The organism is Sphingomonas sp., assembly GCF_017744835.1.
Lineage (GTDB): Bacteria > Pseudomonadota > Alphaproteobacteria > Sphingomonadales > Sphingomonadaceae > Sphingomonas.
The window spans coordinates 364,624-380,242 of sequence record NZ_JAGIAM010000001.1; the positions used below are offsets into that span (position 1 = coordinate 364,624).

Genomic DNA, 15,619 nt, shown 5'->3' on the forward strand with positions numbered 1-15,619 from the left:
GCCTAGCCTCCGTTGGCGGCGAGCCAATCATCCAGTCGTGCCGCCAGAGCGGCGAACGTCTCCGCCGCCGGGCCGTTCCCCGCCGCCGGCGGCTCGCCCGCATCCGAGGCCGCGCGGATCGCCAGCTCGAGCGGCACGCGCCCGAGGAAGGGCAGCCCTAGTCTCTCCGCCGCCGCCTCGGCGCCGCCGCGACCGAACGGGTCCGAGACCTCGCCGCAATGCGGGCACGCATAGCCCGCCATATTCTCGATCAAGCCGACCACCGGCACGCCGACCTTGCCGAACAGGTCGATCGCGCGCGTCGCGTCGATCAGCGCCAGGTCCTGCGGGGTCGATACGATCACCGCGCCCGCGGGCTTGTGCTTCTGGACCATGGTGAGCTGCAGGTCGCCGGTTCCCGGCGGCAGGTCGAGGATCAGCACCTCGGCCTCGCCCCAGTCGCCATCGATCAGCTGGCCGAGCGCCTGCCCCGCCATCGATCCGCGCCACGCGATCGCCTGCCCCTCGGCCACCAGCCCGCCCATCGAGAGCAGGGGCACGCCATATTTCGTCTGGACCGGGATCAGCTTCTTGTCCTGTGCCTCCGGTCGCACGCCCTCGACCGCCATCAGCCGCGTCTGCGAGGGGCCGTAGATGTCGGCATCGACCAGCCCGACCTTGCGCCCGCGCTTCGCCAGCGCGATCGCCAGGTTCGCCGCAATCGTGGACTTGCCCACCCCACCCTTGCCGCTCGCCACTGCGATCAGCCGGCGCTGGCGCCGCTCGCTGGTCTGGAGCACGCGCACGTCGCTGACGCCCGCCACGCGCGCCGCCGCCGCCTTCACGTCCGCTTCCAGCTCCACGCGCGCGGCTGCGCCCAGCCCGGTCACGTCGAGGACGATGCTGGCGCGTCCCTTATCGTCGAGCCGCGCCGTCGCGCGGCCTGCGGCGACGGGGGCGAGCGCCGCTTTCAGCTGTTCGATTTCGCTCATGGAGCGCCACATAGGCGCACAATCGTCCGCCGCCACTGTAAATCCGCCGCCGCGCACTTATAAAGGCTGTCATGATCAGATGGACTGGCCGGCTCGCAGGCGCCGGCACCTTGAAGAACGAGGCTCCCAAGAGCCCGTGGGGCAGCGGCGGAAGCGGCGGCCAGGGTGGAGGCTCGGGCGACGGTGGAAGCGGCGGCGGCAACGGCCCGCGCAATCCCTGGTCCTTCCCGCCCGAGGGGCGCCGTCCGCGTCCCGGCGGCGGCAACACGCTCGACGAGCTGCTCAAGCGCGCGCGCAGCGGCGGCGGAGGCGGCGGCGTTCCGGGCCTGCCCAGCGGCAGCCGGCTGTGGCTGATGATCGTCGCCGCGCTGTTCGCCGTCTGGATCCTCTACACCAGCATCCATCCGATCGGCCCGCGCGAGCGCGGCGTGGTGACGACGCTCGGCAGCTATTCCTCCACGCTCACTCCGGGCGTGCGCCTCACCCTTCCCGCGCCGCTCCAGCTCGTCGACGTGGTCGACGTCGCCAACATCCGCACCGACAATTTCCCGGCGAGCGGCGAGAATCTGATGCTCACCGGCGATCAGAACATCGTCGACCTCGCCTATTCGGTGCGCTGGGACATCAGCAGCGCAGTCGACTACAAGTTCCAGATCGCCAAGCCCGAGGACACCGTCCGCGCGACCGCCGAGAGCGCGATGCGCGCCGTCATCGCCACGACCACGCTCAACGAGGCGATCGGTGAGGGCCGCGCCCGGATCGAGGGCCAGGTGCAGTCGATGATGCAGCAGATCCTCGACGAATATCGCTCGGGCATCCGCATCCAGGGCGTCGCGGTCCAGAAAGCCGCCGCGCCCCAGGCCGTCGACGAGGACTTCAAGCAGGTCACCGCCGCGCAGCAGGAGGCGCAGGCCAACAAGAACAACGCCAACGCCTATGCGCAGCAGATCATCGCCGGCGCGCAGGGCGAGGCGGCCGAGTTCGACAAGATCTACGAGCAGTACAAGCTCGCCCCCGAGGTGACTCGCCGCCGCATGTATTACGAGACGATGGAACAGATCCTCGCACGCACCGACAAGACGATCGTCGAGGCGCCCGGCGTCACGCCCTATCTGCCGCTGCCCGCCATGCGGCCGCGCGCGCAGGAGCCGGCCGAGGCCCAGGCGCAGCAGGGAGGGACGGCGCGATGATCCGCAGCTGGTTCCGCAGCCCGATCGCAATCGCGGTCGCCGTGCTGATCGCCTTGGTGGTGGTGCTCAGCACCTTCACCATCGTCCCCGAGACCAAGCAGGCCGTGATCCTGCGGCTCGAACAACCCTATCGCACGGTCAACGCCTATCAGCCCGGCGAGCAGTTCGGCCGCACCCAGGCCGGCCCGATCTTCCGCATCCCCTTCGTCGACCGCGTCGTGTGGGTCGACAAGCGCGTGCTCGACATCGATCTGCCCAACCAGCCGGTGCTCTCGACCGATCAGCTCCGGCTCGAGGTCGACGCCTATGCCCGCTTCCGCGTCGTCGATCCGCTCAAGATGGTGGTGACCGTCGGCAACGAGGAGCGCGTCCGCGACCAGCTCCAGCCGCTGTTCGGCTCGTCGCTGCGCAACGAGCTCGGCCGTCGTCCCTCGGCGGTGCTGCTCACTGCCGAGCGCGGGCAGGTGATGGACAACATCCAGTCTTCGCTCCAGCGGCTCGCCAGCCAGTACGGCGTCGAGATCGTCGACGTGCGGATCAAGCAGACCGAGCTGCCGAGCGGTGCGCCGCTCGAGAGCGCGCTCAACCGCATGGCGACCGCGCGTCGGCAGGAAGCCGCGACAATCAAGGCGCAGGGCCTGAAGGAAGCCCAGATCATCCGCGCCAACGCCCAGGCCCAGGCCGCGCAGATCTATGCCCAGGCGTTCAACAAGGACCCTGCCTTCTACGACTTCTACCGCGCGATGCAGTCGTACCGGAACACCTTCCTCGCCCAGGGCGATGGCAAGGGCGACACCCAGATCATCCTGTCGCCCCAGAACAGCTATCTGCGCGAGTTCATGGGGCAACGATGAGCCTTTCGGTTCGTTCATATTCAATCGGCGTTCAGCAAAGCGGCGCAAGAAATCGCGCCGACCGCTTCTCCTTCCTTTGAGAGGACCAACACACGTGCGTTACGCATACGCTCTCACCACAGCCATCCTCCTGAGCGGCGGCGCCGCCGCCCTGACGCTGAACCACCCGGCGGGCGCGCAGACCGCGCAGAACGAGCCGGGAGCAATCCAGGCCGCCGTGCCCAAGGCCGGCGCGCCGATGAGCTTCGCCGACATGGTCGCGCGGCTCCAGCCGGCGGTGGTCAACATCTCGACCAGCCAGCGCATCCCGGCGACCGCCAATCCGCTCGCCGGCACCCCCTTCGAGATGTTCGGCGGCCCCAGCCGTCCGCAGCGCGCCGAATCGCTCGGCTCGGGCTTCCTGATCTCGGCCGACGGCTACATCGTCACCAACAACCATGTGGTGACCGCCGGCACGCGCGGCGCGGTGGTCGAATCGATCACGGTCAAGCTCTCCGACAACCGCGAGTTCAAGGCCAAGCTTATCGGCCGCGACGTCCCCTCGGACCTGGCGGTGCTCAAGATCGAAGGCACCGGCCTTCCCTATGTCCGCTTCGGCGACTCGCGCCAGGCGCGCGTCGGCGACTGGGTCGTGGCGATCGGCAGCCCCTTCGGCCTCGGCGGCTCGGTGACCGCGGGTATCATCTCGGCCACGCACCGCGTGACGGGTCAGGGCGGCGCCTATGACCGCTTCATCCAGACCGACGCGTCGATCAACCGCGGCAACTCGGGCGGCCCGATGTTCGACCTCCAGGGCAATGTGATCGGCGTCAATTCGCAGATCCTGTCGCCCACCGGCGGCAACGTGGGCATCGGCTTCGCCATCCCCGCCGAGCAGGCCAAGCCGATCGTCGACACGCTGATGCGCGGCGCTTCGGTGCAGCGCGGCTATCTGGGCGTCGGCATCCAGCCGCTCACGGCCGACATCGCCAGCGCCCTCGGCCTGCCCAAGGACCGCGGCGAGCTGATCGCGCGCGTCGAGCCGGGCCAGCCCGCCGAGCGCGCCGGCATCAAGCAGGGCGACGTGATCGTCAGCGTCAACGGCCAGGAAGTGACGCCCGACCAGACGCTGTCCTTCCTCGCCGCCAACATCGCGCCCGGCACCCGCGTGCCCGTCGAGCTGATCCGCGACGGCCGCCGCCAGACGGTGCAGGTCACCGTGGGCACGCGTCCGCCCGAAGAGCAGCTCGCCGGCTTCGATCCCAACGACGACAGCGGCGTTCCCGGCTCCGACGACCAGCAGGCGACTCCGGGCGCGGCGTCGCTCGGCATCGCAGTCACGCCGCTCACCCCGCAGATCGCGCGCAGCCTCGGGCTGGGTGCCGATGTGAAGGGCGTGGTGGTGCTCGGCACCGATCCGAACAGCGATGCGGCCGGCAAGGGCATCCAGCGCGGCGACGTGATCGTCTCGGTCAATCGCACGCCGGTCGCCACGTCCGCGGACATCACCCGCCTGGTGGCGGAGGCCCGTCGCGCGGGTCGCGACCAGGTGCTGCTCTACGTTCAGCGCCGCAACATCGGCAATTTCGTCGCCGTCGAGATCGGCGAGTAAAATCGCGTCAATCCAGGCTGACCAAAGCCCGTTTCTCCCCTAGTGTCTCCTCCTCGAATGCGGAGGAGGCACGATGGGAGAGACGGGCATTTTCGTTGGCGGCGCCAATGGCAAGCGGCTGGAGCTGGTGCTTCGCCGGGCCAACCGCCACGGGCTGATCGCCGGCGCGACCGGCACGGGCAAGACCGTGACGCTCCAGGGGCTGGCCGAGGGCTTCTCGAACGCCGGCGTCCCGGTCTTCGTCGCCGACGTGAAGGGGGACCTCTCCGGGCTCGGCATGCCCGGATCGCCCACTTCCAAGATCCATGAGTCCTTCGCCCAGCGCGCGCAGGAGATCGGCGATACCGACTGGCGCTATGCCGATACGCCGGTCCAGTTCTGGGACCTGTTCGGCGAGCAGGGCCATCCGATCCGCGCCACCGTCTCCGAAATGGGCCCGCTGCTGCTCGCGCGGCTGATGGGGCTCAACGAAGTCCAGGAAGGCGTGCTCACCATCGCCTTCACCGTCGCCGACAAGGACGGGCTGCTGCTGCTCGATCTCGACGACCTCCAGGCGATGCTCGCGCACTGCGCCGAACGCGCCGACGAGCTCACCGCCACCTATGGCAATGTCTCGAAGCAGAGCGTCGGCGCGATCCAGCGCGCGCTGCTCCAGCTCCGCTCGCAGGGCGCCGAGCATTTCTTCGGCGAGCCCGCGCTCGACATCGCCGACTTCCTCAGGACCGACGATTCGGGGCGCGGCGTGGTCAATGTGCTCGCTGCCGACAAGCTGATGGCCAGCCCGCGGCTCTATGCGAGCTTCCTGCTCTGGCTGCTCTCCGAGATGTTCGAGACGCTTCCCGAAGTGGGCGACCCCGACAAGCCCAAGCTCGTCTTCTTCTTCGACGAGGCGCACCTGCTGTTCGACGACGCGCCCAAGGCGCTGCTCGACAAGATCGAGCAGGTCGTCCGCCTGATCCGCTCGAAGGGCGTTGGCGTCTATTTCGTCACCCAGAACCCGATCGACATTCCGGAGGATGTCGCCGGCCAGCTCGGCAACCGCGTCCAGCACGCGCTGCGCGCCTTCACCCCGCGCGAGGAGAAGGCGATCCGCTCGGCCGCCGAGACCTTCCGCGCCAACCCCGGCGTCGACGTCGCGACCGTGATCACCGAATTGAAGGTCGGCGAGGCCCTGGTGTCGCTGCTCCAGGAAGACGGCTCGCCGAGCCCGGTCGAGCGCACGCTGATCAAGCCGGCGGCATCGCGCGTCGGCCCGCTCACGCCCGAGGAGCGCAAGGTGCTGATCCAAACCGATGCGATCGGCACCAAGTACGACCAGGTGATCGACCGCGAGTCCGCCGAGGAGCTGCTCGGTGCCAAGGCGCAGGAGGCCGTCGCGGCCGCCGCCGAGGCCAAGGCCGCGACCGACGCCGAAAAGGCCGCCGCCGCCAAGGCCAAGGAGGACGCGCGTCTCGCCAAGGAAGCCGCGCGCGCGCAGCGCGACGCCGAAGCGGCGCAGCGCCAGGCCGAGCGCGAAGCCGCCAACTCGCCCTGGAACCGCGCGATCAAGTCCGCCACGCGCTCGGCCAGCACGGCCGTGGGACGCACCGTCGCCAACGAGCTGTCGAAGCAGGTCTTCGGATCGGCGCGCGGTGGCGGGATGATCGGCGGGCTGGTCCGCGGCGTGCTCGGCGGACTTTTCCGGGGTTAGGCCAGGAAACCGTCCGGTCGGGCCGAGACGCTATCGCGCCGCCCCCGCATCCTGCGCGACCAAAGGTCACACCAAGGTCACACTATCGCGGCGGTCCGAGCGGGCCGACCATCGGCCGATCCGGCGGGGCGATGCCGGAAGTGGACACGGCGGAAGTGGACAAAGTGGACACTCCAACGCGGGCGCATGCGCGTGCGCACGTACGTGCCTGCGCGCGTGCGTGTGCGTGTGCGCGCGAGACGCCGATTATATTCAGATTGAGAAAGATCGTTCCCGATTTGTTTCAGGTCAAATCCTATTTTGCAAGCGGCAAGATCGTGCGCCCGGGGGCGCTTTTGGGGCGGGGCAGCGTCGTAAATTCGCTCCGTCGCGGCCGTTGCGGGTATTGAGTAGGGACCCCAGGCCGCGTGGACAAAATCCAGCACGAGCCCAGTCCGCTTCCAGGCAGCGCTAGCAGCCCAGAATATGCCTGAGATCGGATGGAAAGCGGCCAGCCGCTTTTGCCGAGAGCTTCAGTTGACGGATGTCCGCTAGTGATCCGCGTCGCAAAGTGCCTCAATCACACGGCGGCTCGAAATCACATAAACGACATTTACTTGCTCGCAGCCGGCAGACATTCGTCGAGGCACATCTTCTGACTTCTCGTACCATCGTCTGACGCCTGCGGGCGTCTGCTCGGTAAGCGCAGCTTCCTCCGCAGTGCACGGGCGAGACCTATCCCCGGGCATCACGATCGTGCAGGGGCCGTCCGGTGCTTCGATCGGAATGGAATAGGAGCCGATGACTCGATCTTTATCCACGAATGCATAGCTCCGGCCGTAGGCTTTCAGTGCTTGGGCACCTGTAGGAAGCACGACCAGCCGCTCGATGCTATCCATTAGCTCTTCCCGGCGAACCTCGCTGCCCTGCATCGTGCAGGCCGCAAGCAAAAAGACGGCAAGCACCTTAGACGCCCCGATCAACACCCTACTTCCTCGCATGCGAGTTCCTCGACGGGCCACATCACCGCTTTTTGGGGCCTGAGGCTACTTAGCATGGGGTCAAACGTCGGCAATGGGGGTGACGCCTCGCCACTATGATGGGCCAGAATTGGGGCATTATCCGACAGGCTGCTTTTGGCGCCTACAAGTCGGGGCCGGAATGTCAGAAGTGGGGCGTTTGCCGCCCGGCCGCTTCAGGGCGTCTGCTGTGCTGACCGGAACCGCCGGGACTGGGTGGAAAGCAGTCGCTTGATTATACCGTCACGAACCCTTCGGTCCAATGGTCTTGGTTCAGCACGTAGCAGTCAATCTGCCAGCCTTGGGGATGATCTGCGAATCCTGGCTGATTGGACAGGCGTTCTACTGCGGCCAGTGCGTCGCCTTCCGTTCGATACGCGCCGATCAGCTTGGCGTCGTCGCCAAATTCGTCATCGGACCGCACATGATGAAGGACGAAAACAGCTTCCATATTCCCGATATGCGCTGCCAAGCGGATGGCCGCAATCAGGGCGTTAGCGGAATGACCGGTTCCCGGCGAGCGAACGCGCGTTTCTGCCGTTCAATTTGTCACGCGCCTTAGCCCTCGAGTCCGCCGGTCCGGGGCGACTTGAGGGTGAAAACCAGCGTGAAACGAGCCCCCGGATTCGCGGAACCCGCCTCCAGCTCGCCGCCGAGCTGGCGCGCAAGGCTGGTGATCACGCGTATCCCCAGGCTCGAGCGCGCGCGGTCGAGATTGAAGCCTTCGGGAAGCCCGCGCCCCGAATCCGACACCTCGAGCCGATAGCGCCCGCCGGACAGCCGGCGCCCCAGGATGCGCACCTCGCCTTCCTCGCCGGGCGGATAGGCGTGCTTATAGGCGTTGGTGACCAGCTCGTTGACGAACAGGCCGACCGGGACCGCCATGTCGGCCGATACGACCGCGGGCGCCACATCGACCCGCGTGACGTGGTTCGGCGACGACGCCGCGATCGTGGTGCCGAGGTTGGACAGGAAGGGCGCGAGATCGACTTCGCGCGCATCGGCCTGGCGCCAGAGCTGGTCGTGCACCGTCGCGACCGAGAGCACGCGCGACGAGGCGTCCTCCAGCGCCTCGCGCGAGTCGTCGTCGCGCAGGCTGCGCGCCTGAAGGTTGAGCAACGCCGAGACCAGCGCGAGGCTGTTCTTCACGCGGTGGCTGATCTCGCCCATCAGCAGCTTCTGGAAATCCTCGCGCTCGCGCTGCTCGGTGATGTCGGTATTGGTGCCGAACCAGCGCACCACCCGCCCGTCCGAATCGCGGATCGGCACCGCGCGCGAGAGGAACCAGCGATATTCGCCGTCGGCTCGGCGCAGCGGGAAGATGTCTTCCCACAGCTCGCCGGTAGCCCAGCTGTGCTTGATGCGCTTGACGACGCGGTCGACATGGTCGGGGTGATGGACCTTGCGCCAGCCCCAGCCCACCATCTCCTCGGGCGTGGTGCCGGTATATTCGTACCAGCGCTGGTTGTACCAATCGATCCAGCCGTTCTCGTCGGCCATCCACGCGAGCTGGGGCAGCGCATCGGCCATGGCGCGCAGCTGCGCCTTGCGCATGCTCAGATCGCTTTCGGCGCGCTTGGCATCGTCGATGTCGGTGCAGACGCCGATCCCCTTCTCGAGCTTGCCCGCCGCGTTCCGTATCGCGGCGATGCGCACCAGGAACCAGCGCCATGCGCCGTCGGCGCGGCGGATGCAGCACTCCACTTCGTGCGGCTCGCCGGTCTCGGCGCCTTCGCACCAGGCCGCGAACGCCCGGTCGGCGCTGTCGTCGCCGAACACCCGGCGCCAGCCCGATCCCATCAGCGCCGACGCCGGCAGGCCGGTGTAGATGCAATATTGCTGGTTCACATAAGTGTTGCAGCCGTCGGGATCGGTCTCGAACACCAGCCCGGGTATCGCATCGGCGACTTCGCGCAGCCGCGCCGCCCCCTGTTCCGCCGCATTGGCGCGCTGGCGCTCGCGCACTTCGGCGGTGACGTCCTCGACCTGGTGGATGATGAAGGCGACCGACCCGTCCTCCGCGAGCACGGGGACGTTGCGCGGCTGCCACCAGCGCTCCTCGAAGGTGCCGTCGGGGCCGCGGATGTCGTACTTCTGGAGCGCCATCACATCGGCCCGGCGCGTGGCCATGGCGCGCTCCAGCGAGGCAGTGAGGTTGGCGACTCCCGTCGCCTCTGGGTCCTCGGGATTGTCGGGAAAGACGTCGAACAGCTTGCGGCCGATCACGTCCTCGATCCGCATGTTCGTCGCCTGCAACCGCGCCCGGTTGGCGGCCACCATCACATAGTCCGGGGGCTGGACGATCACGGACGGCACTACCAGCGCATCGAACACGGCGCGGAAGTCGAGCTCGGGCGGGCGCGATACGACGCGCATCGACGGCGAGTTCGACATGGCCTGCCCGAGCTGCATCGGCTTTCAACGCCCGAGCGGCGCCGACGCTCCGGTCCGCTGTCCCGCCGCGGCGCTGAAATCGCTTCCAAACTGTGGTTTCCCCTGTCACCATCGTGCGATGCACGTGTCGGCAGTCACCTGGGGTCTGGATGGGCAGCGCTGCGCGCGCCCTGGCGGACGAACGGTCGCCGATCCTTCCCACTCACTCTTCTGACGCCGGAGTTCCGCCGCCGATGGCCACCGCCCCCGCCCGCGCTCCGCTCGAACTCACGCTTCGCGGCGTGCTGCTCGGCGGCGCGATCACTTTGCTGTTCACTGCCGCGAACGTCTATGCGGGGCTCAAGGTCGGGCTGACCTTCGCCACGTCGATCCCCGCCGCCGTGGTGTCGATGGCGATCCTGCGCTTCTTCCGCGGCAGCTCGATCCTCGAGAACAACATCGTCCAGACGATCGCCAGCGCCGCGGGCACGCTGGCCGCGATCGTCTTCGTGCTTCCCGGCCTGATCATGGTCGGCTGGTGGACCGGCTTCCCCTATTGGACCACGGTCGCGGTGTGCATCACGGGCGGCGTGCTCGGCGTTATGTTCTCGGTTCCGCTCCGCCGCGCGCTGGTGACCGGCACCGACCTTCCCTATCCCGAAGGCGTCGCCGCGGCCGAAGTGCTCAAGGTCGGCGCGGCGAGCGGCGTCGGCGACCAGGAGAATGCGCGCGGGCTGCGCGTGCTGATCCTCGGCTCGCTCTTCTCCGGCCTGTTCGCGCTGCTCGGCAAGACCAAGCTCGTGGCCGAGGAAGCCTCGCGCAACTTCGCCATCGGCAGCACCGCATCGGGCTTCTCGACGAGCTGGTCGATGCTGCTCATCGGCGTCGGGCACCTCGTCGGCCTCTCGGTCGGCGCTGCGATGTTCTTCGGCATGCTGATCTCCTGGACCGTGCTCGTCCCCTGGTTCGCCTCGGGGGGCGACTTGTCGGCGGGCGTCGACGCGCTGGTCGGCGGCACCTTCCGCGGCGAGGTCCGCTTCGTCGGCGCGGGCGTGATCGGCGTCGCGGCGCTCTGGTCGCTGCTCAAGATCATCCGCCCGATCGTGGCGGGGCTGCGCTCGGCAATGGCCGCGTCGCGCGCGCGCGCCGGCGGCGAGGCGCTCCCGCTCACCGAGCGCGACTTGCCGATCGGCGTGGTCGCGCTCGCCGTCCTGGCGACTCTGGTCCCCATCGCCTGGCTGCTGTGGAGCTTCTCGGCGGGCGGGCCGGTGCACGACTATCCCTTCGCGGTGATCGGCGGCTCCTTGCTCTATGTCCTGGTGGTCGGCGTACTGATCGCGGCGATCTGCGGCTATATGGCGGGCCTGATCGGCGCGTCCAACTCGCCGGTCTCCGGCGTCGGCATCCTCGCGGTGCTCGGCGCCGCGCTGCTGCTCGTCCTGATCTTCGGCCACCAGGCGGATCCGGATCGCACCAACGCGCTGATCGCCTATGCGCTGTTCACCACGGCGATCGTCTTCTCGGTCGCGACGATCTCGAACGACAATCTCCAGGACCTCAAGACCGGCCAGCTCGTCGGCGCGACGCCGTGGAAGCAGCAGGTCGCGCTCATCCTCGGCGTGGTGTTCGGCAGCCTCGCGATCCCCGTGGTGCTCGACCTGCTCAAGGACACGCTCGGCTTCGTCGGCATGCCCGGCGCCGGCGAGAACGCGCTCTCGGCGCCCCAGGCCGCGCTGATCTCGTCGATCGCCAAGGGCGTGCTCGGCGGCGACATCGACTGGCACCTGATCGAGCTCGGCGCCGCGATCGGCGCGGGCGTGATCCTGATCGACGAGCTGCTCGGCCGCACCGGCAAGATGCGCCTGCCGCCGCTCGCGGTCGGCATGGGCATCTACCTGCCGATGGGGCTGACATTGCTCATCCCGGTCGGCGCGCTGATCGGCCATTTCTACGAGCGCTGGGCGAAGCGCACCGCCAACCCCGATTTCGCCGAGCGCATGGGCGTCCTCGCCGCGACCGGGCTGATCGTCGGCGAGAGCCTGTTCGGCGTCGCTTTCGCGGGCATCCTCGCCTGGGCCAACCGCAACTCGCCGATCCCGCCCAACGACGCGCCGCTGGCAGTCGCGGGCGAGGGTTTCGAGACCATCGCGCTGGTCATCGCGCCGCTGCTCTTCTTCGGGCTGATCGCGCTGATCTACACGCTCACCCGCCGCATGGTCCGCGCCACCCCGCCGAGCCAGGCACCCGAAGGCGAGGCGGACATCGCCACCTATCGGTGAGCGCTATTCCGATCCTCCCCCTCGCGGGGAGGATCGGGGGCCTCAATCCATCTGGTCGAGCAGCGCCTTCACCGGGGTGAAGGCAAAGGCGACCGAGCTGTCGGCCACGCCGTAGGGAATGAACAGCTTGTCGCCGTGCTTGATCGCACCGCAGGTATAGACCACGTTGGGCACATAGCCCTCGCGGTCCTGATCGGCGGCGGCGAGCAGCGGCTCCTTCGAGCGCGCGAGCACCTTCGACGGATCGTTCTTGTCGAGCAGCGCCGCGCCGATCGAATATTTGCGCATCGCGCCCACGCCGTGGGTGAGCACCAGCCAGCCTTCGTCGACTTCGATCGGCGGGCCGCAATTGCCCATCTGGACGAGCTCCCACGGATATTGCGGCTTGATCAGCAGCTCGCCGCCTTCCCAGCGAGTGATGTCGTCGGAGGCATGGAGGAAGATGTTCTCGCCGTCCTGGCGGCCCAGCATCATGTAGCGCCCGCCGATCTTGCGCGGGAACAGCGCCATGCCCTTGTTGCGCGACGCGCCGCCCGACATCGGCACCAGGTCGAAGCTGCGCCAGTCGCGCGTGCGCAGCAGCTCGGACTGGATCACCGAGCCGTTGTACGCGGTGTAGGTGCCGATCCACTCGACGCTGCTGTCGTCGTGCGTGAAGTGGCAGATCCGCAGGTCCTCGAGCCCGTTCGACTGGGCCTTGGTGATCGGAAAGATCACCGTGCCCGACAGCGTCGAATCCCTGTGGCGGTACACCGTCACTGGCCCTTCCGGGATATGCTCCTCGTCCTCCTCGCGCGCGTCCGCCGCGGTGGCGAAGGGTGGCTCGGGGGCGAGGCTCAGCTCGTTGGTGTCAGTGATGATGCCTTCGCGGAACGAGACCGACGAGATATGGCCTTCGCCCACTGCCCGCAGCGACATCAGGATGCGCAGGCTGCCCGGCGGCATGCCCGACTGGTCGAAGTGCGGCACTGCGCTGGGGTTCATCAGCGCGGCCGCGGCATAGCTGTACTCGTGGCACAGATAGGCGCCGATCAGCTGGCGCTTCTCGTCGCCGATCTGGCCGCCGTCGAGCCCGAGCAGTGCCTCGATCTCGTCGTAGCGCGTCATGAACACGCGGCGCGTCTGCCAGTGGCGCGCCTCGAAATCCTTGAGCACGATCTCGAGCTGCGCCGCCGCCTCGGCCGCGGTCATCTTGAGCACTTCGCTCACCAGCCGCTCGGTGCGGCTCGGCCCCGAGCCATTGCCGACCCAGCCGATATGGAAGGGCCGAACCACCACGCGTGAGGGATCGGCGCGCAGCCGTAGCGGGTGGTTGTACAGTTCCAGCATCCTGCCCCCTCTAACTCCCGTTCGCTGGCGCGAAGGGACTTACGCGACAGCGGCTCGGGGGCGTGTTTCCACGTTTTCGGCGCGCTTTGAAAGTACGGAAATCGCGCAATTCGCCAGTTGGAGCGCCAGAATCGATTCGGCGCCCTGGTTGCGGTTCAATCCGGTGGGCATCAGCCCGTCGAAGCAGCCGCCGTCCTGCGCCGTCGCGAGCGGCAGCTCGAGGTCGTTGGCGCCCAGATACCAGCGATAGGCGCGCATCGCTTCCTCGCGCCAGTGCGGATCTCCAGTGACTTCATAGGCTGCGATGCAGGCCTCCACCGTCGCCTGCGCCTCCAGCGGCTGCTGGTCGAACGGCAGCGGCTCGGCATAGGGTCGGCCGAAGCTTTCGGTGCCGACAGCACGGAAGCGACCCTCCGGCGAGGTCTGGCGCTCGACGATCCATTCGAGCGTCTCGAGCCCGACGCTGACGAACTCCTGCCGCCCCAGCACCTTGCCCGCGCGCAGCAGCGCCTCGGGAAGCCGGGCGTTGTCATAGGCGAGCACGATCTCGAACCATTGCCATTCGGGCCGGCGCGCGCCGTCGAGCAGCGTGATCAGCTCCTCGCCGTACCGCGTCAGGATCGTGCGCGCGAGCGCATGGCCCGGGTGCGCTTCGATCATCGCGGCTGCGCCCAGCATCGCGAAGGCGTGCGCACGCGGCGCCTCGAGCTCGAGCGCGATCGATGCCGTCGCGTCGAACATCACCGCGGCCCAGTCGCGGTGCTTCTGCGCGCGGGCGTCGCGCGCAGTGACGCCGAGCGCCCAGATCGCGCGTCCGTTCGAATCCTCCGAGCCGACGTCCTCGCACCAGCTCCGGTCGAAGTTCATGAAGTTGCGGAAGCGGCGTGCGCCTTCGTTCCAGGCGTGCTGGACGAAGGACGCATATACGCTGGTCCATTTGTCGCGGACCGCCTCATCGATCCCGTCCATCTTGCACATCAGGATCAGCGCGCGGGCATTGTCGTCGATGCAATAGCCGTGGCGACGATCGGGCACCGAATAGATCGAATGCTGGAGCATGCCCGTCGAGTCGCTCATCCGCTCGACCGCAGTGAGATCGGGCGCCAGCGGCGCAAGCTCGATCGGCGCCTTGCCGAGCTGGCGCGGCTTCTCGGTCAGGATCGTGCCGATCTCGGCCATCGCGCTCTCGGCGAGCCGCGGCCAGATCATGGTACGGCCCCGGGCATAGGCGCGCTGCGCCAGCGCCAGCCGGGCCTTGGGGTCGCCGAGCAGCCGGGCGATCTCGCGCGCGAAGCCGGCGCTGTCGCCGAAGTCGACCAGCACGCCATGATCGTCCGCCAGGATCTCGGTGGCATGGACATAGGGCGTCGAGACCACCGGCTTGCCCACGCCCACCGCATAGGAAAGCGTGCCCGAGGTGATCTGCGCCGGATTGCTGTACGGCGTCACATAGAGGTCGGCCGCCTGGAGGTAGTCGAGCAGCTCGTCATATTCGACGAAGGCGTCGATGAACTCGACATGCCCGGGGACGCCCTTCTCCTCGGCGAGAGCCTTCAGCCGGTCGCGATAGGCTTCGCCTTCGTGCGCCACCAGGTTCGGGTGCGTCGCGCCGAGCACGACATAATGCGCGTTCGGATGATCGGCGACGATCGCGGGCAGCGCCGAGATCATCGTCTCGATCCCCTTGTTGGGCGCGAGCAGCCCGAAGGTGAGGATCACGTCGCGCCCCGCCCAGCCGAACGCCGGCTTGAGCGCATCGGGATCGGCGAACGGGCGATCGGGCACGCCGTGCGGAATCATCACGATCTTGCGCCCGTCGGCGCCGTGGACGCGCTTCAATATGTCGCGGCCCTTCTCGGCCATCACGATCACGCGCGACGAGCGGCGCAGCAGCGCCTCCATCACGCGCCGCTCGTCGGCGCTCGGCTTCTCGAGCACGGTGTGGAGCGTGGTGATGACGGGAATCGAAAGCCGGTCGGTCAGCGCCAGCAGGCACTCGCCCGCCGGGCCGCCATAGATGCCATATTCGTGCTGGATCCACAGCGCCTGCGCACCGCTCGCCTCGATCGCACGTGCAGCATCGAGGTAGGCCGCGCGATCGTTCTGGGGGATCGCGCGCGTCACCGCGGCGGGATAATCGTAGCGGCCGGGATGGTCGTCCATCGCATAGACGTCGACGCGAACATCCGGATAGCGCTGCCGCAGCGCCTCGTACGTGTCGGTCGTATAAGTGGCGAGGCCGCATTTGCGCGGCAGGAAATTCCCGATCAGGGCAAGGTGTCGTACACCCGTTTCGATCGACGACGGAGTCATCCCTGTTCCTTCGCTGATGCAATAAATCGGG

General features: G+C 68.0%; 11 protein-coding genes. 5 read left to right on the forward strand and 6 right to left on the reverse strand.

What is annotated here, in order from left to right:
- Positions 1-2: 2 nt before the first annotated feature.
- The gene (locus tag J7500_RS01665) at positions 3-971 is read right to left on the reverse strand and encodes an Mrp/NBP35 family ATP-binding protein (RefSeq protein WP_294059432.1); all 969 of its coding nucleotides are present in this window, start codon (positions 969-971) and stop codon (positions 3-5) included.
- A gap of 71 nt (positions 972-1,042) precedes the next feature.
- Between J7500_RS01665 and hflK the strand changes: the two genes are divergently transcribed.
- From hflK to J7500_RS01685, 4 genes are all read left to right on the forward strand, one after another.
- Entirely contained in the window at positions 1,043-2,161 is a 1,119-nt protein-coding gene (gene hflK, locus J7500_RS01670) for a protease modulator HflK (protein ID WP_294059434.1), read from the forward strand.
- Positions 2,158-3,015: a protease modulator HflC gene (hflC, locus tag J7500_RS01675; RefSeq protein ID WP_294059435.1), complete on the forward strand. Its 858-nt coding sequence runs from the start codon at positions 2,158-2,160 to the stop codon at positions 3,013-3,015. The genes hflK and hflC overlap by 4 nt, the downstream gene beginning before the upstream one ends.
- Positions 3,016-3,109: 94 nt before the next feature.
- Positions 3,110-4,606 carry a Do family serine endopeptidase gene (locus tag J7500_RS01680; protein WP_294059437.1) on the forward strand — a complete coding sequence of 499 codons (1,497 nt, stop codon included), beginning with the start codon at positions 3,110-3,112 and terminating at the stop codon, positions 4,604-4,606.
- 73 nt (positions 4,607-4,679) lie between these two features.
- On the forward strand, positions 4,680-6,296 hold the full coding sequence (locus J7500_RS01685) for a helicase HerA-like domain-containing protein (RefSeq protein WP_294059439.1): 1,617 nt from the start codon (positions 4,680-4,682) through the stop codon (positions 6,294-6,296).
- A 530-nt stretch (positions 6,297-6,826) separates the two neighbouring features.
- Here the strand turns inward: J7500_RS01685 and J7500_RS01690 are convergent.
- The 3 genes from J7500_RS01690 to J7500_RS01700 all read right to left on the reverse strand — a co-directional run bounded on the left by J7500_RS01690 (position 6,827) and on the right by J7500_RS01700 (position 9,706).
- Complete coding sequence (locus J7500_RS01690) at positions 6,827-7,261, reverse strand: hypothetical protein (RefSeq protein WP_294059440.1); 435 nt, start codon at positions 7,259-7,261, stop codon at positions 6,827-6,829.
- Positions 7,262-7,529: 268 nt separating this feature from the next.
- Positions 7,530-7,766: a hypothetical protein gene (locus J7500_RS01695; RefSeq protein ID WP_294059442.1), complete on the reverse strand. Its 237-nt coding sequence runs from the start codon at positions 7,764-7,766 to the stop codon at positions 7,530-7,532.
- An 86-nt stretch (positions 7,767-7,852) separates the two neighbouring features.
- The gene (locus J7500_RS01700; protein ID WP_294059443.1) at positions 7,853-9,706 is read right to left on the reverse strand and encodes a PAS domain-containing protein; all 1,854 of its coding nucleotides are present in this window, start codon (positions 9,704-9,706) and stop codon (positions 7,853-7,855) included.
- Between the two features lie 215 nt (positions 9,707-9,921).
- Between J7500_RS01700 and J7500_RS01705 the strand changes: the two genes are divergently transcribed.
- Entirely contained in the window at positions 9,922-11,946 is a 2,025-nt protein-coding gene (locus J7500_RS01705; RefSeq protein WP_294059444.1) for an OPT family oligopeptide transporter, read from the forward strand.
- Between the two features lie 42 nt (positions 11,947-11,988).
- On the opposite strand, the gene J7500_RS01710 is transcribed toward J7500_RS01705, so the two are convergent.
- Positions 11,989-13,275: a glycoside hydrolase family 130 protein gene (locus J7500_RS01710; protein ID WP_294059446.1), complete on the reverse strand. Its 1,287-nt coding sequence runs from the start codon at positions 13,273-13,275 to the stop codon at positions 11,989-11,991.
- 39 nt (positions 13,276-13,314) lie between these two features.
- On the reverse strand, positions 13,315-15,588 hold the full coding sequence (locus J7500_RS01715; RefSeq protein ID WP_294059447.1) for a glycosyltransferase: 2,274 nt from the start codon (positions 15,586-15,588) through the stop codon (positions 13,315-13,317).
- Between the last annotated feature and the right edge of the window lie 31 nt (positions 15,589-15,619).

Bases quoted from the DNA above. Each gene is read 5' to 3' on its own strand.
- J7500_RS01685 (WP_294059439.1), top strand. From the start codon at position 4,680: ATGGGAGAGACGGGCATTTTCGTTGGCGGCGCCAATGGCAAGCGGCTG.
- J7500_RS01715 (WP_294059447.1), bottom strand. From the start codon at position 15,588: ATGACTCCGTCGTCGATCGAAACGGGTGTACGACACCTTGCCCTGATC.
- hflC (WP_294059435.1), top strand. From the start codon at position 2,158: ATGATCCGCAGCTGGTTCCGCAGCCCGATCGCAATCGCGGTCGCCGTG.
- J7500_RS01705 (WP_294059444.1), top strand. From the start codon at position 9,922: ATGGCCACCGCCCCCGCCCGCGCTCCGCTCGAACTCACGCTTCGCGGC.
- J7500_RS01710 (WP_294059446.1), bottom strand. From the start codon at position 13,275: ATGCTGGAACTGTACAACCACCCGCTACGGCTGCGCGCCGATCCCTCA.
- hflK (WP_294059434.1), top strand. From the start codon at position 1,043: ATGATCAGATGGACTGGCCGGCTCGCAGGCGCCGGCACCTTGAAGAAC.
- J7500_RS01700 (WP_294059443.1), bottom strand. From the start codon at position 9,706: ATGCAGCTCGGGCAGGCCATGTCGAACTCGCCGTCGATGCGCGTCGTA.
- J7500_RS01665 (WP_294059432.1), bottom strand. From the start codon at position 971: ATGAGCGAAATCGAACAGCTGAAAGCGGCGCTCGCCCCCGTCGCCGCA.